At 67.5% G+C, this 24,137-nt stretch carries 26 protein-coding genes; 6 read left to right on the top strand and 20 right to left on the bottom strand.

The genetic code is table 11. The annotated features are described in order from the left end of the window. Positions 1–18 precede the first annotated feature (18 nt). Positions 19–1,281 (top strand): alanine racemase, encoded by a 1,263-nt coding sequence (locus M1248_RS07435; RefSeq protein WP_317147940.1) that lies wholly within the window; start codon positions 19–21, stop codon positions 1,279–1,281. A gap of 8 nt (positions 1,282–1,289) precedes the next feature. Here the strand turns inward: M1248_RS07435 and M1248_RS07430 are convergent, their stop codons facing one another. The 11 genes from M1248_RS07430 to ftsH form a co-directional block, all read right to left on the bottom strand. After that, positions 1,290–2,105, bottom strand: coding sequence for a type III pantothenate kinase (locus M1248_RS07430; protein ID WP_163731599.1), 816 nt, complete (start codon positions 2,103–2,105; stop codon positions 1,290–1,292). A 38-nt stretch (positions 2,106–2,143) separates the two neighbouring features. After that, a complete protein-coding gene (gene panD, locus M1248_RS07425; protein ID WP_163731602.1) occupies positions 2,144–2,551 on the bottom strand; it encodes an aspartate 1-decarboxylase in 408 nt (135 codons plus the stop codon). After that, positions 2,551–3,486, bottom strand: coding sequence for a pantoate--beta-alanine ligase (panC, locus tag M1248_RS07420; RefSeq protein WP_410506635.1), 936 nt, complete (start codon positions 3,484–3,486; stop codon positions 2,551–2,553). Before panC ends, panD begins: the two co-directional genes overlap by 1 nt. Next, positions 3,483–4,403 (bottom strand): Rossmann-like and DUF2520 domain-containing protein, encoded by a 921-nt coding sequence (locus M1248_RS07415; protein WP_163737824.1) that lies wholly within the window; start codon positions 4,401–4,403, stop codon positions 3,483–3,485. Before M1248_RS07415 ends, panC begins: the two co-directional genes overlap by 4 nt. Positions 4,404–4,491: 88 nt before the next feature. Continuing rightward, positions 4,492–5,814: a DUF6779 domain-containing protein gene (locus M1248_RS07410; protein WP_317147939.1), complete on the bottom strand. Its 1,323-nt coding sequence runs from the start codon at positions 5,812–5,814 to the stop codon at positions 4,492–4,494. A 75-nt stretch (positions 5,815–5,889) separates the two neighbouring features. Then, positions 5,890–6,366, bottom strand: coding sequence for a DUF3180 domain-containing protein (locus tag M1248_RS07405; RefSeq protein ID WP_163731608.1), 477 nt, complete (start codon positions 6,364–6,366; stop codon positions 5,890–5,892). Then, positions 6,366–6,878, bottom strand: coding sequence for a 2-amino-4-hydroxy-6-hydroxymethyldihydropteridine diphosphokinase (gene folK, locus M1248_RS07400; protein WP_163731611.1), 513 nt, complete (start codon positions 6,876–6,878; stop codon positions 6,366–6,368). The genes M1248_RS07405 and folK overlap by 1 nt, the downstream gene beginning before the upstream one ends. Continuing rightward, positions 6,875–7,255: a dihydroneopterin aldolase gene (folB, locus tag M1248_RS07395; RefSeq protein ID WP_163731614.1), complete on the bottom strand. Its 381-nt coding sequence runs from the start codon at positions 7,253–7,255 to the stop codon at positions 6,875–6,877. Before folB ends, folK begins: the two co-directional genes overlap by 4 nt. Continuing rightward, complete coding sequence (gene folP, locus M1248_RS07390; RefSeq protein WP_317147938.1) at positions 7,248–8,063, bottom strand: dihydropteroate synthase; 816 nt, start codon at positions 8,061–8,063, stop codon at positions 7,248–7,250. The genes folB and folP overlap by 8 nt, the downstream gene beginning before the upstream one ends. Next, the gene (gene folE, locus M1248_RS07385; protein ID WP_163731619.1) at positions 8,060–8,668 is read right to left on the bottom strand and encodes a GTP cyclohydrolase I FolE; all 609 of its coding nucleotides are present in this window, start codon (positions 8,666–8,668) and stop codon (positions 8,060–8,062) included. Before folE ends, folP begins: the two co-directional genes overlap by 4 nt. Positions 8,669–8,695: 27 nt before the next feature. Continuing rightward, positions 8,696–11,023 (bottom strand): ATP-dependent zinc metalloprotease FtsH, encoded by a 2,328-nt coding sequence (gene ftsH / locus M1248_RS07380; protein WP_163731622.1) that lies wholly within the window; start codon positions 11,021–11,023, stop codon positions 8,696–8,698. A 99-nt stretch (positions 11,024–11,122) separates the two neighbouring features. Between ftsH and M1248_RS07375 the strand changes: the two genes are divergently transcribed. Then, positions 11,123–12,049 carry an alpha/beta hydrolase gene (locus tag M1248_RS07375; RefSeq protein WP_317147937.1) on the top strand — a complete coding sequence of 309 codons (927 nt, stop codon included), beginning with the start codon at positions 11,123–11,125 and terminating at the stop codon, positions 12,047–12,049. Between the two features lie 31 nt (positions 12,050–12,080). Next, positions 12,081–12,833, top strand: coding sequence for an SIMPL domain-containing protein (locus M1248_RS07370; protein WP_163731628.1), 753 nt, complete (start codon positions 12,081–12,083; stop codon positions 12,831–12,833). 34 nt (positions 12,834–12,867) lie between these two features. Here the strand turns inward: M1248_RS07370 and M1248_RS07365 are convergent, their stop codons facing one another. Genes M1248_RS07365 through dacB form a run of 5 tightly spaced genes read right to left on the bottom strand, consistent with a single transcriptional unit; the run spans position 12,868 to position 19,077 of the window. Beyond that, complete coding sequence (locus tag M1248_RS07365; RefSeq protein ID WP_317147936.1) at positions 12,868–15,087, bottom strand: molybdopterin-dependent oxidoreductase; 2,220 nt, start codon at positions 15,085–15,087, stop codon at positions 12,868–12,870. A 19-nt stretch (positions 15,088–15,106) separates the two neighbouring features. Next, a complete protein-coding gene (hpt, locus tag M1248_RS07360; protein ID WP_163731634.1) occupies positions 15,107–15,694 on the bottom strand; it encodes a hypoxanthine phosphoribosyltransferase in 588 nt (195 codons plus the stop codon). Positions 15,695–15,707: 13 nt separating this feature from the next. Next, on the bottom strand, positions 15,708–16,670 hold the full coding sequence (tilS, locus tag M1248_RS07355) for a tRNA lysidine(34) synthetase TilS (protein WP_163731637.1): 963 nt from the start codon (positions 16,668–16,670) through the stop codon (positions 15,708–15,710). After that, positions 16,649–17,704, bottom strand: a complete 1,056-nt coding sequence (locus M1248_RS07350; protein WP_163731639.1) for a zinc-dependent metalloprotease — start codon at positions 17,702–17,704, stop codon at positions 16,649–16,651. The genes tilS and M1248_RS07350 overlap by 22 nt, the downstream gene beginning before the upstream one ends. Further along, the gene (dacB, locus tag M1248_RS07345; protein ID WP_317147935.1) at positions 17,701–19,077 is read right to left on the bottom strand and encodes a D-alanyl-D-alanine carboxypeptidase/D-alanyl-D-alanine-endopeptidase; all 1,377 of its coding nucleotides are present in this window, start codon (positions 19,075–19,077) and stop codon (positions 17,701–17,703) included. The genes M1248_RS07350 and dacB overlap by 4 nt, the downstream gene beginning before the upstream one ends. Before the next feature lie 146 nt (positions 19,078–19,223). Between dacB and M1248_RS07340 the strand changes: the two genes are divergently transcribed. Then, positions 19,224–19,712: an inorganic diphosphatase gene (locus M1248_RS07340; RefSeq protein WP_163731644.1), complete on the top strand. Its 489-nt coding sequence runs from the start codon at positions 19,224–19,226 to the stop codon at positions 19,710–19,712. Positions 19,713–19,778: 66 nt separating this feature from the next. Then, entirely contained in the window at positions 19,779–20,294 is a 516-nt protein-coding gene (locus M1248_RS07335; RefSeq protein ID WP_317147934.1) for a 2-oxo-4-hydroxy-4-carboxy-5-ureidoimidazoline decarboxylase, read from the top strand. A 71-nt stretch (positions 20,295–20,365) separates the two neighbouring features. Here M1248_RS07335 and M1248_RS07330 read toward each other — a convergent pair whose 3' ends face one another. Beyond that, complete coding sequence (locus tag M1248_RS07330) at positions 20,366–20,920, bottom strand: hypothetical protein (protein ID WP_317147933.1); 555 nt, start codon at positions 20,918–20,920, stop codon at positions 20,366–20,368. Further along, positions 20,899–21,138 carry a hypothetical protein gene (locus tag M1248_RS07325; RefSeq protein ID WP_163731652.1) on the bottom strand — a complete coding sequence of 80 codons (240 nt, stop codon included), beginning with the start codon at positions 21,136–21,138 and terminating at the stop codon, positions 20,899–20,901. Before M1248_RS07325 ends, M1248_RS07330 begins: the two co-directional genes overlap by 22 nt. Positions 21,139–21,249: 111 nt before the next feature. Between M1248_RS07325 and M1248_RS07320 the strand changes: the two genes are divergently transcribed. Next, positions 21,250–22,395 carry a serine hydrolase domain-containing protein gene (locus tag M1248_RS07320; RefSeq protein ID WP_163731654.1) on the top strand — a complete coding sequence of 382 codons (1,146 nt, stop codon included), beginning with the start codon at positions 21,250–21,252 and terminating at the stop codon, positions 22,393–22,395. Here M1248_RS07320 and M1248_RS07315 read toward each other — a convergent pair. Both M1248_RS07315 and M1248_RS07310 read right to left on the bottom strand, forming a co-directional pair. Then, positions 22,377–22,772, bottom strand: a complete 396-nt coding sequence (locus tag M1248_RS07315) for a hypothetical protein (protein ID WP_174262113.1) — start codon at positions 22,770–22,772, stop codon at positions 22,377–22,379. The genes M1248_RS07320 and M1248_RS07315 overlap by 19 nt on opposite strands. Positions 22,773–22,817: 45 nt before the next feature. Further along, positions 22,818–23,870 carry a TerC family protein gene (locus M1248_RS07310; RefSeq protein ID WP_163731657.1) on the bottom strand — a complete coding sequence of 351 codons (1,053 nt, stop codon included), beginning with the start codon at positions 23,868–23,870 and terminating at the stop codon, positions 22,818–22,820. Positions 23,871–24,137: the final 267 nt, after the last annotated feature.

Here is a 24,137-nt window from a genome sequence, read left to right as displayed (position 1 = left end):
GCCAGCTTAAATCAACTCATGAGCGCGCCCATCAACGCAGCGGCCGTCGCGGCTCTGGCCCTGGAGCCACTGGACTGGCGGTTCAAGGGCCTGCCTGCGTCGTGGTGGGGTCGCACGCCCGCTGACGTGTGCGCAGCGTCACCTCGTCTGTTCGATGACAGTGGTGGGATCGCCGGCTCGGCCGGCAGTGCCGTCGGCCCGGTCTGTGTGCTGCTCGCGGACGCCCTTTCGGAGAACCTCGTCACGATGGCGCAGTGGTGCAGAAAGCGCGGGGTCGAGCTGGCGCCGCACGGGAAGACGCATATGTCCCCTCAGCTGCTGGCACGCCAGTTCGAGGCGGGTGCGTGCGCGGTCACGGCCGCCACCGTCAGCCAGGTCCGGATCTTCCGTGCGTTCGGCGTGCGCGATGTCGTGCTCGCCAATGAGTTGGTCGACGCGGCTGCGCTGCGATGGCTGGCCGCCGAACTCGACGCCGATGCCGACTTCGGTCTGGTGTGCTGGGTCGACTCGGTCCGCGGCGTGGAGCTGATGACCGCGGCGCTGACGGCGGCGGGCGCGGTACGGCCGGTGGATGTCTGCGTCGAGGTGGGCATGCCGGGCGGACGCACCGGGTGCCGAGTCGCGGACGGCGTCGACGCGGTGGCCCGTGCCGTCGCCGCATCCCCTCGGCTGCGGCTGATCGGCGTGGCCGGCTACGAGGCGGCGCTCGGACATGACGTGACGCCCGCGGCGGTGGCGGCGGTCCGTTCGTATCTGGCCGACGTCCGTGCGGCGGTGCTGCGGCTGGCGCCGATCTTCGAAACCGATCGAATTCTCGCGACGGCGGGCGGCAGCACGTACTTCGACGCGGTCGCCGACGCGCTCACCGAATGGCCCGCCGATGTGAGCGTGCGCACGGTCCTGCGTAGCGGGTGCTATCTGACCCACGACGACGGCCTGTACCGACGCACGTCTCCGCTGCGGGAGGGACTGCGACCGGCGCTGCGGGTGTGGTCGCAGGTGATGTCGCGGCCAGAACCGGACCTGGCGGTGCTGACGATGGGCCGCCGCGACGTGTCCTTCGACCAGGAGCTACCCGTGCCCTACGGTTTGACGACGGCACACGTGACCAAGCTTAACGACCAGCACGCGTACCTGCGACTCGGCGACGACGAGGTGGAGGTCGGCGACTGGGTGGAGTTCGGAATCAGCCATCCCTGCACGGTTTTCGACAAATGGCCGATGATCCCCGTGCTCGACGAGGGCGGTCGCGTCGTCGACCTGATCCGTACGTTCTTCTAAGCGGCTGGCTAGCGCGCCTGCTTGAGCCGGCCCCGCTGACTGTCGCGGTTACGCTCGAACACCAGGCGCAGTCCGTCGAGGGTCAGGTACTGGTCGTAATGCTCGACGGTGTGCAGATCAGGCAGCACCAGGGGTGCTCCGTGCCCGGTGGCCACCACGGTGACGTCGTCGCCGCCGAACCCGTCGACATCGGCGCGGATGCGATTGACCAATCCGTCCACCAGGCCCGCGAATCCGAACACCGCGCCGGCCTGCATGCACTCAACGGTGTTCTTCCCGACGACCGACCGCGGCCGGGTCAGCTCGACGCGCCGAAGCGCCGCCGAGCGTTCCGCCGCCGCATCGGATGACACCTGCACGCCGGGCGCGATGGCGCCGCCGAGGAACTCCCCCTTGGCCGAGACGACGTCCACGCAGATCGAGGAGCCGAAGTCGACGACGATCGACGCGGTGCCGTACTTGTGGAAGGCGGACAGGCAGTTGACGATACGGTCGGCACCGACCTCCTTGGGGTTGTCCACCAACAGCGGGACGCCGGTGCGCACACCCGGCTCGATGAGCACGTGCGGCACCGAGGGCCAGTACTGTTCGAGCATCAGGCGCACCTCGTGCAATACCGATGGCACCGTGGACAATCCGGCGGCGCCGGTGAGCTGCTCGGCGTCGTCGCCGATCAGTCCGTCGATCGTCAGCGCCAGCTCGTCGGCGGTCACCTCGGATTCGGTGCGTATCCGCCAGTGGTGCACCACTTTTGCATGATCGCCAGAACCCGACACCAGTCCGACGACGGTGTGGGTGTTGCGAACGTCGATAGCGAGCAGCACGATTTACTCCACCGATTCTCGGGTCACTTCGTTCCTGCTCACCGTGGCGACATCAGCTCGGCCGCATCGGCCGGCACATAAGCGGCGTCATGACCGAGATCGATCTGCTTGTTGTCGGCGTCGACGAAGACCACCCGCGGCTGATAACGGCGCGCTTCGGCGTCCTCCATCGTGCCGTATGCGATCAGGATCACCAGATCGCCCGGATGCACCAGATGTGCTGCTGCGCCGTTGATCCCGATCACTCCGGTGCCGCGCTCACCCGTGATCGCATAGGTCACCAGACGTGCTCCGTTGTCGATGTCCACGATCGTCACCTGCTCGCCTTCGAGCAGGTCGGCGGCATCCATCAGGTCGGCGTCGATGGTAACCGAGCCGACGTAGTGCAGATCGGCTTGTGTCACGGTCGCCCGGTGGATCTTGGATTTCAGCATTGTTCGTAACATCAATTCCTCCAAGGTAATTCGTGTTCGTCGTACTCGACGCTCGGACCGGGGCCCGATGGCAGTCCGATGTCGATGGCAATGTTGTCCAGAAGTCGGGTTCGTCCGAGCCGGCCCGCGACCAGCATGCGTGCCATACCCACCGACGGTGCCGGCCCCATCATCGGGTCGCGCACCTCCAGGTAGTCCAGGTCGATGGCGGGCACCTCTTCGAGCACGGCGCGGGCCGCGTCCAGTGCGGCGGTCGCCCCCTCACCGGCCGCGTACATGCCGGCGAGCAGCGCCGACGAAAGTGCCCCTGCCTGTTCTCGTTCGACGTCGTCGAGGTAGCGGTTGCGTGACGACATCGCCAGACCGTCGGGTTCGCGAACGATCGGTACACCGACGATTTGTGTGCCGACGTCTAGGTCCATGGCCATCTGGCGGATCAGCGTCAGCTGCTGGTAGTCCTTCTCACCGAAGAAGGCACGGTCCGGGTGGACGATGTTGAGAAGTTTGAGTACGACGGTGAGCACACCGGCGAAATGTGTTGGGCGCGCTGCCCCTTCGAGTTCGGCGCCGAGCGGGCCCGGGTGAACGGTGGTGCGCATACCGTCGGGGTACATGTCTGCCGCCGTGGGCGTGAAGACGATGTCCACGCGTTCGTCGCGCAGCGCGGCGAGGTCGGTTTCGACGGTGCGCGGGTACGCGTCGAGGTCCTCATTCGCGCCGAACTGCAACGGATTCACGAAGATCGACACCACCACGACCGCACCCTGGACTCGTTTGGCAGAGCGGATCAGCGTGAGGTGGCCCTCGTGCAGCGCGCCCATCGTCGGAACCAGCATGATCCTACGGCCGGTCGCTCGAAGTGCCCTGGTGACGTCTGAGACGTCCCGCGGCGATGAGTAGATGTTCAGTTCGCCCGCGTTGAATTGCGGCTTGGGGGTGGTGATCATCGGACATCTCCAAGCACGGCGAACACCTCGTCGGGGGCATGAGCACGCTGCGCGGTACGCAGCGAGTTCGCCCGATATGCCTGTGCGAGTTGAGGATCCACTTCTGTCAGCGCCTCCAGATGACCGGCGACCGCTTCGGCGTCACCACGCGCCACCGGGCCGGTCAGGGCGCCCTGGCCGCGCACCAGCGCGTTCTCCAGCGACGCACGCGCCAGCGGACCGACGACCCGCTCGGCGATACCGCCGGGTGCCTCGCCGACGATCTCCTGCCCGAGCAGTTCCTGGCCCCACAATGCGGAGCGCAGCGCCTCGACCGCGTCGAGCACCACGGTGACAAGGTGATTGCTCGCATGCGCCAGCGCTGCGTGGTACAGCGTCCGGGCGTCTTCACGGATGCGGAACGGTTCGCCGCCGATCTCCAGCACCAGCGACTGGGCGATCGCGTAGCCGATCTCGTCGGCCGCGGTGACCCCGAAGCACGCCTCGGACAGGCGCGCGATGTCCTCGTCACCTCCGGTGAACGTCATGGCCGGGTGAATGGCCAGCGGAATGCAATCCTGTGCGGTCAGCGGCGCCAGCACGCCGATCCCGTTGGCCCCCGACGTGTGCGCGACGATCGTGCCCGGACGTACCGCTCCCGTGGCCGCGAGCCCGGAGATCAGTCCCGGCAGTGCCGCGTCGGGCACCGCCAGCAGAAGGAGTTCGGCCCGGCCGGCGACCTCATCGACCGGCAGCACTGCGGTGTCAGGGAGCCGACGCTGCGCCCGCTCGCGTGACGCGTGCGATATGGCGCTGCACGCGACGACGACATGCTCGGCCCGCTCCAAGGCAACGCCGAGCGCAGTACCCACTCGACCAGCGGAAATGACGCCGATCGTGAGCCGCGCAGGGCGGAATCCGTCAGAGGGGGTCCCCATGAAGTCCATGAAGTCGACCTCGCTGAATGTAGAGAGTTCGTCGTTCCGGTCCTGCCATGCGGGTACCGGACGGTCAAGAAAGCCTAACTCACTCGTCGCGGCGCCGGCGACGGCCGCCCCCGGACGGGGTCGCTTGCAACCGCGCGAGCAGGTCGGCCACCGACTGTCCGCCGGTCGCTTCGTCGTCGGAGCTGCGGTGACGTCGCGACGTCGGCGGCTCGGGCTCGGCCTGGGGCGGCGGCTCAGAGGATTCGGCGGCCAGGGCCGGTGACGGCGCAGGCCTGCCGGGGTCGCCTGCCTCCGGCGGAGCCGAATGCTTGCCGCGCCGCGGCAACTCCGGCGGCGGAGTCGACATTGCGGGCTGCGAATGCGCAGCGTCGGGTGCGGGTGAACGCCGTCGGCCGACGTACTCGCCGGGGGCGCCGTCATCGGGGGGCTGTTGTTCCGCTGGAGGCGGCGTCGCGGTCGGCGGCGGGGGCGTCGGCGGCGGTGGAGGTGTCGGCGACACCCAGTTGCTGCCCGGTGTCCCTGGCGGACTCCACCGTCCCTCGGCGGGCGCGGGCCGCCATCCGGATACGGGCGTGGGTTCGGGGGCCGGCGGCGGTGGTGGCGGCGCCTGGACAGGCTCTGGCGGCTTCGGATGCTCCTGTGCTGTCGGCCAAGTGAATTGGGTGGTGCGTTCGTTGTCCGTGGGCGGCGGCACCGGTGGCATCGGCGCGTACCGGCGGCTCTCCCGGTCAGCTTCCACACCCCGGCGATGCGCTCCACCCGGACTCGCGGGCGGCACCCATTCGTCCTCGGGGGGATGCGGTTCCTCCGGTACGTCGATGATCGGGCTCTCATCGGTGTGGAACTCGGCGTCGTCGCGATCCTCGGTGTCGATGCGGCTGGCGGTGACCCGGCCCGCGGTCTCGGGGGTGGGCGACCAGTCGAAGGACCGGGCGGTGGATCGGTCGTGTTCGAGCGCGGGCCGATGCGACAGGTCGGCGTCGAACAGGATCTCGAGGTTGGCGCGCAACGCGGCCAGTTCAGCCCGAAGACCCGCGACCTCGTCGGCGGCCTGCGCGCGAATTTCGGAGACCAGCTCGCGGCGCAGTTGCGTCTCCACCGAAAGCTCGTACTCTCGGCGCGCGGAGATCTCACGATCGAGCTGCAAGTCGTAGACGAGCTTGAGGTCACGGACCTTGGCCTGGTCGATATCGCTCTGTCTGCGGTAGATGACCGATACGAAGGCCGCCACCACCGCGGCCCAGAGCGCCAGAATGACGGCGAGTTTCAGCAACTCCACCCGATCGGTGAAGACGAGGGCCGAACTGGACCCAATCGCGAGCACCAGCAACACCGTCAGCAGCACCCAACCCGGTCGCCGCGTGCTGCGCCGAGGCCTGGCGCTGCGTGCCGGTTCGGTCATGGGGCGACTGTACCGCCACAGGTCACTCAGCGTGTCGACCTCTCCGGCGATTCGGCGGGTACGCCTCGAAACCGGTTACTCCGTTGCGCCGTCAGGGTTGTCGGGCGGTTCCGGCGGAGACTTGCAGCAATGCTGCAGCCACAGCGCGGCAGCCACCAGCGCCAGGGCACACACAGCGGCGACCACCGCGCCCGCGGTGTCCTCGCCCGCGACTCGCAAAGTCGAGCGCCGTGGCAACAGGTACGCGAGCACGCCCAGCCACCAGCCGAGCACCACCGCGCCCACCCACGCCGAGGCCTTGGCGATGGACACGGATCGGGCGACGGCAAGGGGATGAAGCCAACCGGGGCCGTCTCCGATGTGCCCCTCGTTGATCTTGGACCTCACGTACCAGGCCCAGCCCGCCTCCGCGGCCGCGACCAGCAGCAACGACACCCCGGACAGCAGGGTGATGGGCGGAAAGAACCGGTACAGCAGGAGCACGAGCAGGTAGGCCACCACCGCAGCAATCACGGTCGCGGCGGTGAGGTCGCGCTTGCGGGTGGGGCCCATCAGCTCAGCGCCGAGTCGGTCAACCGCACCCCGTCGCGGTCGGCGGGGTCGAGTTCGGTGATCAGTTTCTCGACGGACCGCCGTTCGCCCGCAACGGTCAGGACGGCTGCGGGATCGACGGCGAGCCACGGTACGAGCACAAACGCTCGCTCGTGCGCCAGCGGGTGCGGCAACGTCAGCTCGTCATCCGCCGACGTGATCTCGCGACCGCCGTCGCTACACATGACCAGGTCGACGTCGAGAGTGCGGGGGCCCCAACGTTCGTCGCGGATCCGGTCGGCGGCGCGTTCGAATTCCTGCGCGCGACGCAACCACGCGCGGGCGTCCAGGGCGGGATCGTCCGCGATCACCACCGCGTTGAGGAACGCTCCCTGTTCGACGCCGCCCCACGGATCGGTTTCGTAAACCGGTGACACCGCGCGCACCGCGCCGTCGAGTCCGTCGACCACCGACTGCAGTCGCGCGAGCCTGTCACCCAGGTTCGACCCGATGGACAACACGACTGAGGTCACGGGTTGCCCCGCTCGCCGCGCCGCGACCGGCGGGCCACCACCGCCACATCGGCGAAGTCCAGCGGGATCGGTGCGGCCGGCTTGTGCACCACCACCTCGACGGCGTGCACCCGTTCGTCGGACATCACGCCATCGGCGATCTCTCCGGCGACGGTCTCGATCAGGTTGCGCGGCGGCCCGGCGACGATGTCGGCGGCGCGCTGCGCCAGCGCCCCGTAATCAAGGGTGTCGGCAAGATCGTCGCTCACCGCCGCGGCAGCGAGGTCCACCCAGACGGTGATGTCGACGACGAAGTCCTGGCCGTCGCGGCGCTCGTGCTCGAACACTCCGTGGTGACCACGAACGGTCAACCCGCGCAGCTCGATTCGATCAGCCATGCCAGGCCTCCAGCACCTTGACCGCGTCGACGGACGCCCGCACGTCGTGCACCCGCACCCCCCATGCGCCGTACAGGCCGGCAAGCGCGGAGATCACCGCCGTCGCGGTTTCCCTGCCGTCGGGTGGGCGTGGCACACCGTCCGGACCGGCGAGCAACGAGCCGAGGAAGCGCTTGCGGGATGCGCCGACCAGCACGGGCACCCCGGTGCCGACGAACTCGGGCAGCGCTCGCAGCAGCGCCCAATTGTGTTCTGCGGTCTTGGCGAAACCGAGTCCGGGATCGATGATCACGTTCGCGGGATCCACCCCTGCGGCCACCGCGGCGTCGACACTGGCCATCAGTTCGTCACGAACCTCGGCGACGACGTCGCCGTAGGCGGGCACGTCATGCGGTCGGGCAGACCCGACCGAGCGCCAATGCATCAGCACCCAGGGCACTTTCGCGTCGGCCAGCAGGGGGGCCATGCCCGGGTCGGCCCGGCCGCCGGACACGTCGTTGACGATCTGCGCGCCGTTCTCCAGTGCGGCCTGCGCCACCGCTGCATGCATCGTGTCGATACTGACGGTAAGACCTTGTCCGGCAAGCTCTTTGATCACAGGCACCACGCGCGCCGTTTCGACCTCCGGATCGATGCGGGTGGCCCCCGGCCGCGTCGACTCACCGCCGACGTCGACGATCGCTGCGCCTTCGGCCGCCAGTGCAAGACCGTGGGCGACGGCCCGGTCCCGGTCGAGGAACAACCCGCCGTCGGAGAAGGAGTCGTCGGTGACGTTCACGACCCCCATGACCCGCACCGGTGGATTCACTTCCGCAGGATGAGATCCAGTGCTTCGGACCTGGATGCGCTGTCGGTCTTGAACTGTCCGCGCACCGCCGACGTGGTGGTGATGGCGCCGGGCTTGCGGACGCCGCGCATCGCCATGCAGAGGTGCTCGGCCTCGACGACGACAATGGCTCCGCGAGGGCTCAGCTTGCGCATCAGCGCGTCGGCGATCTGCGCGGTCAACCGTTCCTGCACCTGCGGCCGCTTGGCGTAGAGATCAACCAGCCGTGCGATTTTCGACAGCCCGGTGACCCGACCGTCCTCGCCGGGAATGTAGCCCACGTGGGCCACGCCGTGAAACGACACCAGATGGTGCTCGCAGGTGGAGTACATCGGTATCTGTTTGACTATCACCAGTTCATCGTGTTGTTCGTCAAAGGTGGTGTCCAGCACCGTGTCCGGGTCAGTGTAGAGACCGGCGAACAACTCCTTGTAAGCGCGCGCCACCCGGGCTGGCGTGTCTTCCAGACCGTGCCGATCAGGGTCTTCGCCCACCGCGATCAGCAACTCACGCACGGCAGCTTCCGCACGTGACTGGTCGAATTCAACCGGTTTGAATTTGACAGAGTTGTTGTGGGACTGCGTCATTGAAGCCTCCTATGAGCCCGTGGGCGCTCAGCCCTGCGGGTTATGCCTGCCGTTCTCCTGCCCCGACTCATCGTTGGGGTTCGGTTGGCTGCCCTGAGGGGGGTGGCCGGGCTGCGGGTAGGGCTGCTGATACGGCGGATAGGGGTTGTGCCAGCCGGACGGATTGGGTGGCGGCGGATACCAGTAACCATGCGGCTGCTGGTGCGGGTGCGGCTGCTGGTTCGGCGGCGGTTGGTTCGGCTGCGGTGGCCAGCCCGGAGCGTGCCATCCCGCAGGGGCACCGTAGTCGGGTTGCGTCGGCGCGCCTGTTCCGTTGGCACCGTTGCCATTCGCGCCGTTGGTCCCCGCTTCGGCGAGTTTGGTGGCTTCGGCGGCCTGGCTCGCCTGAGCGATCGCGGTCTTGAACGCGGGCTCGGGCACCGGCTTCGGCCACGGCTCGCCGCGTTCGATCGCCAACTCGCCCGGCGTCTTGATGGGCGGCTTGTCGGAGGGGACACGGCCACCGAAGTCGTCGAACATGGTCAGGCGCGGGCGCTTCTTGACGTCCTCGAAGATGGCCTGCAGCTCGGCGCGGTGCAATGTCTCCTTCTCGAGCAACTCGCCGGCGAGGATGTCGAGCACGTCACGGTACTCGGTGAGGATCTCCCACGCTTCGGTGTGTGCGGCCTCGATCAGCTTGCGCACCTCGTCGTCGATGATCTGGGCGACCTCGTGGCTGTAGTCGGCCTGGGTGCCCATGGTGCGACCGAGGAACGGGTCGCCGTGTTCGGTGCCGTAGCGGACGGCGCCGAGTTTGGAGCTCATGCCGTACTCGGTGACCATCGCACGGGCGATCTTGGTGGCCTGCTCGATGTCGGACACCGCGCCGGTGGTCGGCTCGCGGAACACCAGCTCCTCCGCGGCGCGGCCGCCCATCGCGAACACCAGTCGGGCGATCATCTCGGAGCGGGTCATCAGGCCCTTGTCGTCCTCGGGCACGGACATCGCGTGACCGCCGGTGCGGCCGCGCGCCAAGATGGTCACCTTGTAGATCGGGTCGATGTCGGGCATCGCCCACGCTGCCAGAGTGTGACCGCCCTCGTGGTAGGCGGTGATCTTCTTCTCGTGCTCGCTGATGATGCGGCTCTTGCGGCGGGGCCCGCCGACAACGCGGTCGACGGCCTCCTCGAGCGCGGGGCCGGTGATGACCGTGCCGTTCTCACGGGCGGTGAGCAGTGCGGCCTCGTTGATGACGTTGGCCAGGTCGGCGCCCGACATACCGACGGTGCGCTTCGCCAGCCCGTCCAGGTCGGCGTCCTCGGCGATCGGCTTGCCCTGCGAGTGCACCTTGAATACGGCGCGACGGCCGGCCAGGTCCGGATTGGACACCGGGATCTGGCGGTCGAAACGGCCGGGACGCAGCAGCGCAGGGTCCAGGATGTCGGGCCGGTTGGTGGCCGCGATCAGGATGACGCCCTGACGCTCGCCGAACCCGTCCATCTCGACGAGCAACTGGTTCAGCGTCTGTTCGCGTTCGTCGTGGCCACCGCCGAGACCCGCGCCGCGCTGGCGTCCGACGGCGTCGATCTCGTCGACGAAGATGATGCACGGGCTGTTCTGTTTGGCCTGCTCGAACAGATCACGCACGCGAGACGCGCCGACCCCGACGAACATCTCGACGAAGTCCGAACCTGAAATCGTGAAGAAGGGAACCCCGGCCTCGCCAGCCACCGCGCGCGCAAGCAGCGTCTTACCGGTGCCCGGTGGGCCGTAGAGCAGCACGCCCTTGGGGATCTTGGCGCCGAGGGCCTGATACCGCGTCGGGTTCTGCAGGAAGTCCTTGATTTCGTAGAGCTCCTCGACGGCCTCGTCGACACCCGCCACGTCGGCGAAGGTGGTCTTGGGCATGTCCTTGGACAGCTGCTTGGCCTTCGACTTGCCGAAGCCGAACCCCATCCGGCCGCCGCTCTGCATGCGGGAGAACATCACGAACAGGCCGACGAGCAGCAGCAGCGGCAGCAGGTAGATCAGTAGCGAGCCGAGCATGCTGCCCTGGTTCACGACCGTGTTGATCTTGGCGTTCTTGGCGCTCAACGCGTCGAACAACTGCACCCCGTAACCGGTGGGGTACTTCGTGATGATCTTGTCGCTGTTCTCGGTGTCGTTGTTCCCGCTCTTCAGCTCCAGCCGAAGCTGCTGCTCACGGTCGTCGATCTGCGCGCTCTTGACGTTGTCACTGCTGATCTGAGACATCGCCACCGAGGTGTCGACGGGCTTGTAGCCGCGAGTGTCGTCACTGAAGTAGTAGAACGACCAACCCAGCAACAGCACCACCGCAATTACGGTGAGCGTGCGGATCACATTCTTGCGATTCATACGTGAGTCCGGTTCATCAAACGTCCGTCGTCGACTTCCTCTAAGCGCAGTCAGAAACCACAAGGCTACCGCTAGACCAACGAACCAAGGTTCCCGCCGGTGTGCTTGGCTGAGGCCGTGCTCACGTCGGCCGAACGGATCGTCGAGATCAACGGGGTGGCGCTTCGCGTCATCGAAGCCGGCGAGCGCGGTGCGCCATTGGTCGTACTGGCTCACGGGTTCCCTGAGCTGGCGTATTCGTGGCGGCATCAGATCCCTGCCCTCGCGCAGGCCGGCTACCACGTGCTGGCACCCGATCAGCGGGGCTACGGAGGCTCGACCAGGCCCGACGCCGTCGAGGACTACGACATCCACGCGCTGACCGGCGACCTGGTCGCCCTGCTGGACTCGGAAGCTGGCGGAGGCGTCGAGCGGGCCGCGTTCATCGGCCACGACTGGGGCGCCATGGTCGTCTGGCACACCGCACTGCTGCATCCCACCCGCGTCGCCGCGGTCGCCGGGCTCAGCGTGCCACCCATCCCCCGCGCCCGGTCCCGCCCGACGCAGCGCTGGCGCGAGAAGTTCGGCGAGGACTTCTACATGCTGCGCTTCCAGGAGCCCGGAGTCGCCGACGCCGAGATGGCGGCCGACGTGGCCGCCACCATGCGGGGAATGTTCGCCGGACTGGTCTCCGGGGACGACGCTGCGCTGCCCGACTGGATCAGCGCCGGCGAGTTCGAGCACTACGTAACCGAGTTCAGCCGGACCGGGTTCACCGGCGCGCTGAACTGGTACCGCAATTACGACCGCAACTGGGAGACGACTGCGCAGCTGGCCGGCGCGCAGACCACCGCGCCCGCGTTGTTCGTCGGCGGTACGGCCGATCCGGTCGGCCCGACCATGAACCCCGCGCGCGCGCGCGAGGTCGTCGCCGGGCCGTACACCGAGGAGTGGATCGAGGGTGCCGGGCATTGGGTTCAGCAGGAGCGGCCCGACGACATCAACCGAATCCTGTTGGCGTTCCTACATGAAGTCGGCGAGCCCTAGGGACGCGGAGCCTGACGGTAGGGTGCCTCTCATGCCGATCGCCGCCAGCGCGAAATTGCCCACCCGACTGCTCGTCCTCGCCGCGGCGGGACTCGTTGTGACACTGGCTGGTTGCGACGCGCAGTCAGGCCCGATCGCCGCGCCGACCGCGGATTCTGAGGTCCGCCAGGTCACCGTCGCGGGGTCCGGCGAAGTCAAGGGCACGCCGGACACCTTGAACGTCAACGCGTCGATCGAGGCCATCGCACCCGACGTCACCGGTGCGATGAACCAGACCAGCGATCGTCAGCAGGCGGTGATCAACGCATTGGTCGACGCGGGGGTCGACCGCAACGACATCAGCACCAGTCAGGTGAGCCTGCAACCACAGTTCGCACCGACCACCGACAGCACCACCATCTCCGGTTACCGGGCGAGCAACACGATCGACGTCAAGATCCGCCAACTCGACGCCGCATCCCAGGCGCTGGCTTTGATCGTCAGCACCGGCGGCAACGCCACCCGGATCAACTCGGTGAACTACTCCATCGACGACGATTCCCAACTGATCCGCGACGCCCGCAGCCGAGCTTTCAATGACGCCAAGGACCGGGCCGAGCAATACGCGCAACTGTCCGGCCTCACCCTGGGCAACGTGATCTCGATTTCGGAGGTCGCGGGCACTGCGCCCCCGGTCCCCATGCCGCGCAACGGCGCCGAGATGGCCATGGCCGCACCCGTTCCGGTCGAGCCGGGTCAGCAGACTGTCGGGTTCAGCGTGACGGTGATCTGGGAGCTCACCTGACCCGCACGAGCTCGCCTAACCCGCAGGAGCTCGCCTAACCCGCAGGAGCGATGTCGACCGGAATCCCGTTCAACACCGCGGTGCCGGACAGCGGGTCGAGCTGGTTGCCCGCGTTGAGCTGATTCACGTTGACGCCGGGGTCGCGGGACGCGACTTTCAGGCCGGTGCCGCCGCGGTCGTGACCCCACCCGTGCGGCAACGACACCACACCGCGCCGCATACCGTCGGTGAGCTCGATCGGAGCCAGCAGTTCACCACCGGGACCCTTCACCACCGCGGTGTCAGTGAGGCCGAGTTCGGCGGCATCGTCGGGATGGATCCGCAGTGTGCACCGATTGCTGCCGCCCGCGAGCGCGGGCACGTTGTGCATCCAGCTGTTGTTGGATCGCAGATGCCGTCGTCCGATGAGCACGAACCGGTCGCCGCGGCGGTCGAGCGCCTCGCGCAGCCGCACCGCCTCCTCGACGAGCAGTGGCGGCGCGAGTTCGATTCTCCCCGTTGGCGTTCGCAGCACCTGGGTCAGACGCGGCTGCAGCGGTCCCAGGTCGATACCGTGCGGGTTCGCCTTGAGCCGCGGAAGCGTCAGACCGTCTGGGTTGGCGCCGAACGCGTCGCCGTAGGCCCCGAGCCGCAGCATCATGTCGAGGCGGCGCTCGTATCCCGGTCCTGGCGCCAGCATCGCGGTCAGTTCAGCCACATCGCGACCGGCGACCGGTGAGGTCGGATCGGCGGTCTCCTTGGCCAATGTCGTTGCGATGACCTGTTCGTCGACGACGCCGGGATCGCCGTCGACGCCTGCGCCGAACAGCGCGAGGGCGATCCGCGACAGGATCTCGGGCTCGTCGGGTCGACCGTCGGCGGGCAGCACGGGCGGTGAGTAGCGCGCGTTGTTGCGGACCGCGAGGTTGTTGAGCGCGAAGTCGAAATGAGCGGTCTGCGACGGCGGCGGTGGCGGCAGGATGACGTCGGCATGGCGCGTCGTCTCGTTGAGGTACGGATCGATGCTCACCATGAAGCCGACGCCGGCCAGCGCGCGGTCGAGGCGATCGCCGTCGGGGGCCGACAGCACCGGGTTGCCCGCGATCGTGATCATCGCCTTGATCTGTCCGTCGCCGGGGGTGTCGATCTCCTCGGCGAGCGCCGCGGCCGGGAACTCGGACAGCGCCTCGGGATAGCCCGACACCCGGCTGTGCCAGCGGCCGATCGCGAAACCGCGGCCGGCCTTCTGCGGGCGCGGCGCGGGCGCGGTCGGACCCAGCGGGAACATCGCCCCGCCGGGACGGTCCAGGTTGCCCGTCAGGACGTTGATGACGTCGACCAGCCAGCTGCCGAGCGTTCCGAATTCGACAGTGGACGTGCCGATACGGCCGTAGACGGCGGCGGTCGGGGCGGCCGCGAGTTCGCGGGCCAGCGCGCGGATCTCGTCCGCGGTGACACCGCAGTATTCGGCGACGGTGTCCGGCGCGAAATCGGCCGCCACGGCGCAGACATCGTCGATGCCGTCGACATGGTCGGCCACCGTGCCGAGATCGACCAGGCCCTCGTCGAACAGCACGTGCACAACGGCGAGCATCAATGCCGGGTCGGTACCGGGGCGGGGCGCGATGTGGTGATCGGCGAGTTCGGCGGTCCGCGTGCGGGCGGGATCGATGACGACGAGCTTGCCGCCACGCTTGCGCAGCGCACGCAACTTTCCGGGGAAATCGGCGGCGGTGGCCAGACTGCCGTTGGACACAAGGGGATTCGCGCCGATGACGACGAGGTAGTCGGTGCGGTCGAGATCGGGAACAGTGAACGCGACCGGGCTGCCGAACATCAGACCGAGGGCGACGTGCTTGGGCATCTGGTCCAGCGTGCTGGCGGAGAACACCTGGCGGGTGCCGAGCGCGCGGATGATCAGCGGCGGGTACAGCGAGCCCGCGATCGTGTGCGCGCTGGGGTTACCGAGGTACACCCCGACCGACGTGCCGCCATGCTCACCGATGACCGCGCTGAGTCCGTCGGCGACCGCGGCGAACGCTTCGTCCCAGGTGGCTTCGGTCAACACGCCGTCGCGCCGGACCAGTGGCCGCACCAAGCGGTCGGGGTCGTTGTCGAGTTCGGCGAAGCTCGCACCTTTGGGGCAGATGAAGCCGTGGCTGAAGACGTCCTCACGGTCACCGCGGGCGCCGACGAGCTTGCCGTCGTCGATCGTGAGAGTCAGGCCGCAGGTGGCCTCACACAAGGGGCAGATCCGAAGGGCTGTCTCGGTCATGCCGATCATCTTGCGCCGACTACAGGTTTTCGTACACCTTGGGGTCCAGCGTGCCGATGTAGGGCAGGTCACGGTAGCGCTCGGCATAGTCGAGGCCGTACCCCACGACGAATTCGTTGGGGATGTCGAAGCCGACGTAGGCGATGTCGACGTCGGCGCGCACGGCGTCGGGCTTGCGCATCAGCGTGCACACCCGCAGCGAACGCGGATGGCGGGTCGCGAGGTTGCGCAGCAGCCAGGACAGTGTAAGACCGGAGTCCACGATGTCCTCGACGATAAGCACGTCGCGGTCGTTGATGTCGCGGTCGAGGTCCTTGAGGATCCGCACCACACCCGACGAGGACGTCGACGACCCGTAGGAACTGACGGCCATGAATTCGAGCTGGGTGGGCAGCGGAATCGCCCTGGCCAGGTCGGTGACGAAGAAGACCGCGCCTTTGAGCACGGTGATGAGCAGAAGATCCTGACCGTTCTCGGCAAGGGTGTCGCGGTAGTCATCGCCGAGTTGCCCGCCGAGCTCAGCGACCTTCGCCTGAATCTCCTCCGACGAGAGCAGCACCGACTTGATGTCGCCCGGGTATGACTCGGTGGTTTCCGGCACGTGCACAGCGTGCCATGTTTCACACGGGCTCGGTGTGCAGGGTCAGCATCCCGTCGCGGCGGCCCGCGATCAGCCGCCTGCTGCGTAACGGTGACCCCACCGCCACGCCGCCCTGGCCGCGCCAAGCCGTGACCAGGGTGTCCACCCCGCGAATCTGCTTGTCGGTCAGACCGCTGGCCCCCCCGGCGAGCAACCAGCCCCGAATCACCCTGCGCCGAACGGCCTCCGGCAGATTCGCCAGACGAGCGGTGTCGAGGCCGCCTGCGGTCGACGACTCGGACAGCTCGCGGTCGGCGAGCGTGTCGAGCGTGTCGCTGTCCTCGCGCAACGCCGCCGCGGTGCGGGCCAGCGCCTGGGCGACGCCACCGCCCAGCACGTCTTCCAGCAACGGGAGCACCTCGGCACGCAGCCGCGCCCGGGTGTACCGCCGATCGGTGTTGTGGGGGTCCTGCCATGGTGTCAGGTTCAGCTCGTCGCACGCCGCGTGCGTCACCTCGCGCCGGATGCCCAGCAGCGGGCGGTACCACGGTGGGTCGTGCGGACGCATACCGGCGATGGAACGGGCACCAGATCCGCGTCCCAGGCCGAGCAGCACGGTCTCGGCTTGATCGTCCAGCGTGTGCGCCAGCAGTACCGGCGCGTCGCCCCGCGCGGCGTCCAACGCCTCATAACGTGCGGTGCGCGCGGCGGCCTCGGGCCCACCGGCCGTCCCGACCTCGACGCAAAGGATCTGTGCGTCAACACATCCCAGCGACAGCGCTTGTTCGCGCGCCTTTGCCGCCACCTCGTCGGAGCCGGGCTGCAGTCGATGATCGACGATGAGCGCCGTCGTCGGCTTGACCGTCGCCGCGGCAGCGGTCAACGCCAGTGAATCGGCGCCCCCGGACAGCGCCACACACCAACTCGGGTCGGCGGTCGCGTAACCGCGGGAGAACGCCGTGACGGCCGCACGCAGCGCGGCTACAGAACTCTGTCGATCCACCGTTGTGGCTTGTCGATTTCCAGAGGCAGCGGCAGGGTTTCAGGACCGGACCAGACGGCGTTGAACCGCGTCATCCCGACCTGGGACACCACATGGTCGACGAACGCCTTACCGCGGGTGTACTGGCTGAGCTTGGCGTCGAATCCGAGCAGCGCCCGCATGATCCGCTGCAGCGGAGGCTGTCTGCGTTGCCGCCGTTCGTCGAAGCGCCGCCGGATCGTCGCCACGGACGGCACCACCTTGGGCCCGACCGCGTCCATCACGTGATCGGCGTGGCCCTCCAGCAGCGTGCCGAGCACCAGCAGTTGGTCCAGCGCTTTGCGCTGCGGTTCGGCCTGCACAGCCCGCATCAGACCGATCATGCCGGACGAATTCGGTTCCGTCTCAGCGTCAATCACATAGTCGCGCCGGCTGCGCAAATAGCCGGCCAGCCTGCCCACCATCTGTCCGATGTCGTCGCCGGCGTCCTGAGTGAGCACCGCCAGCGACTGCGACATATGGTCGGCCAGCCACGGGTTGGCCCGGAACTGCACCCGGTGGGTGACTTCGTGCAGACACACCCACAACCTGAAATCACCTGGATCGACGCGCAATTGGCGTTCGACACCGATCACGTTGGGATACACGAGCAGGAGCTCGCCACCGTCGCTGGCGAACGGGTCGTACTGGCCGAGGATGCCCTGCGACACATAGGCGAGCACCGCCCCGGTCTGCACACCGGTGATCCGGCCGCTGATGAAACTCTTGGGTTCCTCTGTGCCGCCGGTCATCACCCGCATCGACTGCGTTGCCGCCTTGATCCACTGCGGACGGTCGATGATGCGGGCTTCGGGGATCGCGCCGCCCTCGATGAGCCCGGTGACCTCACGCACCGGCAGCTCGGCATTGCGGGACGACTCGGCGAGTTGATCGATGACCTGGCGGCGGGTGTAGTCCGAGGCGTCCGGGCCCGGCCGCACCAGCTTCTGGCCCACGTCGGCGGCGAACTTCCAGTCGACAGCGTGGCCGACGCTGACCGGTGTCGAGGTGCTCATGCGCTGCACCCGCACTTCCGCATGGCCGCGGCCAGCGTGTCCAGGGCGACGCGGCCCGTCGGCCCGGCGTCGTTGGAGATGAAGGCGAAGGTGAGCACCCGCCCGCTGGCGTCGGTGATGATGCCCGCCAACGAGTTGGTGCCCGTCAGCGATCCCGTCTTGGCCCGCAGGTAACCGGCCGAGGATCGGCCCACATCGTCGAGGAAGCGGTTGGACAGTGTGCCGCTACCTCCCGCGATCGGCAGCATCTCGACCAGCGGGCGCAGCCTGGGTTCCGCGCTGCCCGCAGCCGCGTTCACGACCTCGTCGAGCGTCTCCGCGGTCAGCCGGTCGTCGACGGACAAGCCGCTGGAGTCGAAGAGCCTGGCGTTGGTGGTGTCGATCTTGGCGTCGTCGAGTTCACCGAGCACGGCCTGCACCGCACCCGCGAAACTCTGCGGAAGCCCGACCTCGGCGGCAACCTCGCGGCCGATCGACTCGGCCATCACGTTGTCCGACGCGTTCATCATGTCGCGCAGGCGATCGATGAGCGGCGGCGACTGCACCGACCCGATCTCCTGGCCACCGCGCGCGGCGCCCGGCACGACCGTCACCCTCTTGGGATCGACGTCCAGTGCCACCGCCAACGCGCGACCGGCATCCAGCGCCGGCGTCTTGGAACGGGTGGAATCGACGCTCACCGGTTGGGTGCGGCCACCGTCGAGCATCACCGATTCCATCGGCGCGATGTCTCCTCCGTCGATGTCCAATGGATCCCAGCCCGGCGCCATCGTCGGGCCGGTGTAGGCGCTCACGTCCACCTGCACCGAAGTGGGCTCGATTCCGGCGGCTTCCACCTGTTCGGCCAGATCACTGATGCGCGCGGCATCGCGATACCAGGTCTCCTCGTCCGGGGCGGCCGCGGACAGCGTCTGGTCACCGCCGCCTTTCAGGACCACGACGCCGACCTTGTCGGTGCTGAAGACGCGGGTGATCAGCCGGTCGTCGCGGTCGAGAGCGAGCAGCGCCGCCGCGGCCGTCAGCGTCTTGTTGGTCGAGGCGGGCTGCATTGGCACGTCGGCGCCCTGTGCCCACAATTCGGCCCCGGTGATCGCATCGGTGATGCGGCCGGTGAACTTGCCCAGGTTCGGATCGGCCAGCGCGGGCGCGAGCACAGCGGCCAGCCGGTCGGGGGTCGGCTTGGGGGCGGAATCGGCGACGGGCACGATGCCCGGGTTCGCGGTCGCCGCCGGCGGCGTCGGCTTGACGGCCGCCGCGTCGGGTGAACCCCCGCCGCTCAGCAGGGCCGACACCGCGACGACGACGGCGACGGCGACCAGCACCGCGACCGCGATCAGCGCGTGGGTGGATCGCCTCCACGTGGTTGGCCGCATAGCTCAGGGTATCCGCTGGCCCCGATCAAGCCCGCAGGCCGCGGGTGCCGAACGCCATCGTGCCTCCCGAGTAGGTGGCCAGAATCCTGGGCAGATTAGGGTGATGCCGTCCCCAATACCGCAGCACAGGGCAGGAAGGCGCCGCCGTGGAGTTCGACGTAGTCATCGAGATCCCGAAGGGTTCGCGCAACAAGTACGAAGTGGACCACGACTCCGGGCGGGTGAAGCTCGACCGCTACCTCTACACCTCGATGGCCTACCCGGCCGATTACGGCTTCTTCGAGAACACGCTCGGCGAGGACGGCGATCCGCTGGACGCGCTGGTGCTGCTACCGGAGTCGGTGTTTCCCGGCTGCATTGTCGAGGCGCGGCCGGTCGCGATGTTCCAGATGACCGACGAGGCCGGCGGCGACGACAAGCTGCTGTGCGTGCCCGCCGGCGACGGCCGCTGGGACCACATCCAGGATCTCGAAGACGTACCCGCGTACGAACTCGACGCGATCAAGCACTTCTTCGTGCACTACAAGGACCTCGAGCCGGGCAAATTCGTCAAGGCCGCCGACTGGGTGGGACGCGAAAAGGCCGAGGCCGAACTGAAGGCGTCGGTCGAGCGGTTCAAGGCCGCCGGACACTGATTTTTCACCGCCGTAACATGCGGTAACCCGGGCGTACCCTGCGCCTCCGATGATGACGCTGTGTTGATGCATCAGGGGATCGGCCTGGAGGCGTTCAACGCCATGCCGATGCGCCGCGCGGTGCATGCCATCTACGAGTGCTGCTACAGCGTGCCGCTGGCAGCAGATCTGTGCCGTGGTCGGCCATTCGCCAGTCACGACGAACTCTTCCGATCGGCCGACGCGCTGCTGTTCGGACTTTCCGAGGAATCGATCGACACGATCCTGCAGGCCTACCCCGACATCGGGCGCAGGCCAGGCAGCGAGAAGTCAGCCGCCGAGCAGTGCGCCATCTGGTGCGATCAGCCCGAGGTGATGGCCCAGCTCGGACAGGCCTCGGAACGCTATCTGGCGCACTTCGGATTCGGCTTCGTCATGTTCGTCAACGGATACACCGCGCAGGACGTGCTGTCGACGATGTCGGACCGGCTGCACAACGACATCGAGACCGAACGCAAGGTCGTGCGCAACGAGCTTGCCCGCATCAACCGCACCCGTCTCGAGCGCATGCTGGGCCCCGAGGGCGGCTACGACAACTGGTGAGGCTCGAGCTCGCCGAATGCCCGCTCGACAACTCGAAAAGAGTTGCTGGGCAGGACGATTGACGCGGGGAGCTACACCCCCTGCCAGTCCTTGATCGCCGTGTCCTGTTTCTGCCCGAGCTCGGTCACGAAGTCCGGCGGCGCCGGATCGTTTGGTGGACCGTCGAACTCGATGGTGGTGGCGACGTTGCCCTCGGTGAACGACAGCACCGTCACCGACCCCGGCCCGCCCATGGACGTCCCGGAGACCATCGTGCCGCCGGTGCCCACTGGCACAGGTGCCGACACCGGATTCGCCACGTCGGCCGCAGCCCCGGCGAGTGATCCCGTCGCCTCCCCTGCGCTGGGGAAGATCAGGATGGTCGTCGTGATCTGCCGGGTGCCGCCTTCGCGGTGGACGTACCTGGCCGAGACGCCGCGCTGTCCGTTCGGATCGATGTCGAAGGGGTCAGCGCTGTACGCCTGCGAATCCGAGACCAGGTTCGGGTCGACCGGTAGCTGGCTGTAATCATTGGGTTGCGCTGCGGCAGAACCCAATCCGCCGATGGTGGCCGCAACCGCCACAGCAGCGAAAGCTCCCCCGACCTTCGCGCACATGTTCCGTCTCAGCATGGGTAGCACGCCCATCCGCGCCATCCGTCGCGCCAGAACCAGCCGGGCCCGCAACCCATGTTGCCGGTGGTGCCGTAGCAATCCAGCGCCTGGATGCGCGGGCCCGCGGGCACCGCAGGCTGAGTGTGGGTGGTGGTGTTGTCGACTGATGCCGCTCCAGCTACTGGTGTTGCCGTCAGGATCGGCGCTGACGCGAGTGCGGCCACGGCGACCGCCATCGTGAGTCTGTGCATCTCTGCTCCCCTAAACGTTGACACTCGGGTAAGCCGAAGTTACCCCTCCCACGCTGTGGATACTTCGCAATTGCCGGAACAAACCAGGGGCCGACGCCGCATGATGATCCGATGCATGAAGTACTACACGGCCACTGTGATCCGCGTTTCGACAAGGTCGCCGATGCCCTCGCCGACGAGATCCTCAGCGGCGGCGAGGTCGGCGCCGCTATAGCCATCGACATCGACGGTGAGTCCGTGGTCGACATGTGGGGCGGCCATGCCGACGCCGCCAAGACAGTGCCGTGGAAGCAGGACACCATCGTCAACGTCTGGTCGTCGACCAAGACGATAACCGCGCTGGCGGGGCTGATGCTCATCGACCGCGGACTGGTCGAACCCACCGCGCCGGTGTCCGACTACTGGCCCGAATTCGCCGCGAACGGCAAGCAGCACATCGAGTTTCGTCATCTGATGTCACACACGTCCGGGTTGTCCGGATGGGACCAACCGGTCGTCACCGAAGACCTCTTCGACTGGGACAAATCGACCGCCGCACTGGCCGCGCAGGCGCCGTGGTGGGAACCGGGTACGGCGTCGGGCTATCACGCCCTGACCTTCGGCCACCTCATCGGCGAGGTGCTGCGCCGCGTGACCGGTGCGACCCTGAAGGAATTTGTGCGCGACGAGATCGCCGGCCCGCTGGGCGCCGACTTCCAGATCGGTGCGCAACCGGCCGACGCAGACCGGATCGCCGAGATCATCCCGGCGACGGAACCGCTCGACCTACCCCCGATGGATCAGTGGCCCGCACCGATGCTGAAGACGTTCACCGGGCCGGCGCCCGACCCCGCCGTCGCCAACACCGACGGGTGGCGGGCAGCGGACATCGGCGGAGCCAACGGCCACGGCAACGCCCGGTCGCTGACCCGGATCCTGTCCGCGATTTCGTTGGGCGGCACGGTGGACGGTGTCCAGCTGCTGAAACAGGAGACGATCGACAAGATCTTCGAGATCCACTCCGAGGGACCGGATCTCGTCCTGCTCAATCACCCGTTGACATTCGGGCTGGGATTCGGCCTGCCACAACGTGAGTCCATACCGTTCGTCCCCGACGGGCGGATCTGTTTCTGGGGCGGCTGGGGCGGGTCGTGGGAGACGATGAACCCCGACCGTCGAACCACCGTCGCCTACGTGATGAACAAGATGGGCCCCGGTATCGAGGGCTCGCCCCGCACCGACCGCTACTACACGCTGATCTACGAGGCTCTGGCCTGACCTCGGATCGCCAGCCAGTCGAGCACGTCGAGACCCACGGCCCGCAGATCCTGGCGCGGTGACGCCGCGATCAGCGTGACGCCGTCGGCCACCCCGGTCGTTTCGATGTCGGCAATCAGCCCGGCGAGACCGTCGACCGTACCGATGTAGTGCACTCCGTCGGCAGATTCCAGTTCGCCTCGCGCCGACCGGAAGTCGGCCGCCACCGCCACGGTCATGTCGAGGATGACGGCGACCTCCTCGGAACCGGCCCGAATCCGGGTCCTGGCTCGACGCGCCTGTGACAGGTCGTCGGCAGCGACCCGCACGGCGGGCTCGGCGCCGTCGGTCAACTCAATCCAGTGCCCGTCGATGCCGTCTGCCACGAATAGCCGCACGGCGGCGACGTTAGGCGCTGACGCGACCGCCGTCGAGCCTTGCGATCAGTGCGAATCCAACGATTTCTCGGTTGCGTCCGGCGCTGTGCCGTTTCCGGTATCGCCGGTGTCGGCCTCGCCGTCGTTCCCGTTCTTCACGTCGTGCACGCGCGTCTTGTACAGGCTGGCGACGGTCGTGATGAGCAGCGTCACGACGATCACGCCGAGGCTGGCCAGCGTCGGAATCTCGGGCACCGGCACGTGCTCACCACCGTTGATGAACGGCAGCTCGTTCTCGTGCAGCGCGTGCAGGATCAGCTTCACACCGATGAACGCGAGGATGATGGCCAGACCCTGCGACAGGTATACCAGCCGCTTCAACAGGTCGCCGAGTAGGAAGTACAGCTGACGCAGACCCATCAGCGCGAACACGTTCGCCGTGAACACCAGGTACGGCTCGCGCGTCAGGCCGTAGATCGCGGGGATCGAGTCCAGCGCGAAGAGCAGGTCGGTGGTGCCGAGAGCAACGATCACCAGGAACATCGGCGTCATCAATCGCTTGCCGTTGTCCTTGATCCACATCTTCAGGCCGTGCCACTCGTCGGTCAGGCTCAGGTGCTTACGCGCGAAGCGGACAACGAAGTTCTCGGCGTCGTCGTCGTGGTCGGTGTCGCGGACGAGCGTGATCGCGGTGTAGACCAGGAAAGCGCCGAATGCGTAGAAGATCCACGAGAACTGGTTGATGGCCACCGCGCCGAGCGCGATGAAGATGCCGCGGAAGACCAGCGCCAGAATGATGCCGACCAGCAGTGCCTGCTGCTGGTACTTCCTCGGCACGTTGAAGCTCGCCATGATGATCAAGAAGATGAACAGGTTGTCCACCGACAAGCTGTACTCGGTGAGCCAGCCCGTGAAGAACTCCAGGCCGAACTGGCTGCCGTGGAAGAACCACACCCAGATACCGAAGGCCACTGCCAGCGTGATGTAGATGGTGAGGTAAGTCGCGGTTTCGCGCCTCGACGGTTCATGCGGCCGACGCCCGATGACGATGACGTCGAACAGCAGAATCGCGACCGTCACGCCCAGCGTGATGATCCACTCGAGTTGAGAAACGTTCACAAAACCTCCGGTCGCCGCGGCGGGCAACGAATGCAGCCCGAATAACGCCGGAGGTCTCTTCCACCGCAAGTCGTAAGCGGTCCGCAGCACCGGTCGTCCCATTTAGGCCGACGTGATGACGACGCTGCAGCGAAGGAATACTCCCCTCCGTACATGATTCTGCCAGGTAACCGCGATTGACCGAAATCGAGGGAATCAAACGTCGGGCCGGTGGCGCAATTGTGATCGGCCACCGCGTGCGGCGCGCGTGCGCCGACCGCGCCGCTT

This window comes from Mycobacterium sp. 29Ha, from assembly GCF_032883055.1.
GTDB classification, from domain to species: domain Bacteria; phylum Actinomycetota; class Actinomycetes; order Mycobacteriales; family Mycobacteriaceae; genus Mycobacterium; species Mycobacterium gallinarum.
The sequence above is the reverse complement of the archived record's forward strand: the minus strand, read 5'-3'. Positions and strand labels throughout refer to the sequence as shown.

What these genes read in the sequence shown, in the direction of transcription:
- dacB (WP_317147935.1), bottom strand. Translation starts at nt 19,077, where the DNA reads ATGCGGCCAACCACGTGGAGGCGATCCACCCACGCGCTGATCGCGGTC.
- M1248_RS07335 (WP_317147934.1), top strand. Translation starts at nt 19,779, where the DNA reads ATGCATCAGGGGATCGGCCTGGAGGCGTTCAACGCCATGCCGATGCGC.
- M1248_RS07435 (WP_317147940.1), top strand. Translation starts at nt 19, where the DNA reads ATGAGCGCGCCCATCAACGCAGCGGCCGTCGCGGCTCTGGCCCTGGAG.
- M1248_RS07405 (WP_163731608.1), bottom strand. Translation starts at nt 6,366, where the DNA reads ATGGGCCCCACCCGCAAGCGCGACCTCACCGCCGCGACCGTGATTGCT.
- ftsH (WP_163731622.1), bottom strand. Translation starts at nt 11,023, where the DNA reads ATGAATCGCAAGAATGTGATCCGCACGCTCACCGTAATTGCGGTGGTG.
- M1248_RS07415 (WP_163737824.1), bottom strand. Translation starts at nt 4,403, where the DNA reads ATGGGGACCCCCTCTGACGGATTCCGCCCTGCGCGGCTCACGATCGGC.
- M1248_RS07325 (WP_163731652.1), bottom strand. Translation starts at nt 21,138, where the DNA reads ATGCACAGACTCACGATGGCGGTCGCCGTGGCCGCACTCGCGTCAGCG.
- M1248_RS07410 (WP_317147939.1), bottom strand. Translation starts at nt 5,814, where the DNA reads ATGACCGAACCGGCACGCAGCGCCAGGCCTCGGCGCAGCACGCGGCGA.
- folB (WP_163731614.1), bottom strand. Translation starts at nt 7,255, where the DNA reads ATGGCTGATCGAATCGAGCTGCGCGGGTTGACCGTTCGTGGTCACCAC.
- panC (WP_410506635.1), bottom strand. Translation starts at nt 3,486, where the DNA reads ATGATCACCACCCCCAAGCCGCAATTCAACGCGGGCGAACTGAACATC.
- M1248_RS07365 (WP_317147936.1), bottom strand. Translation starts at nt 15,087, where the DNA reads ATGACCGAGACAGCCCTTCGGATCTGCCCCTTGTGTGAGGCCACCTGC.
- M1248_RS07320 (WP_163731654.1), top strand. Translation starts at nt 21,250, where the DNA reads ATGCATGAAGTACTACACGGCCACTGTGATCCGCGTTTCGACAAGGTC.
- folE (WP_163731619.1), bottom strand. Translation starts at nt 8,668, where the DNA reads ATGACGCAGTCCCACAACAACTCTGTCAAATTCAAACCGGTTGAATTC.
- panD (WP_163731602.1), bottom strand. Translation starts at nt 2,551, where the DNA reads ATGTTACGAACAATGCTGAAATCCAAGATCCACCGGGCGACCGTGACA.
- M1248_RS07350 (WP_163731639.1), bottom strand. Translation starts at nt 17,704, where the DNA reads ATGAGCACCTCGACACCGGTCAGCGTCGGCCACGCTGTCGACTGGAAG.
- M1248_RS07330 (WP_317147933.1), bottom strand. Translation starts at nt 20,920, where the DNA reads ATGGGCGTGCTACCCATGCTGAGACGGAACATGTGCGCGAAGGTCGGG.
- M1248_RS07370 (WP_163731628.1), top strand. Translation starts at nt 12,081, where the DNA reads ATGCCGATCGCCGCCAGCGCGAAATTGCCCACCCGACTGCTCGTCCTC.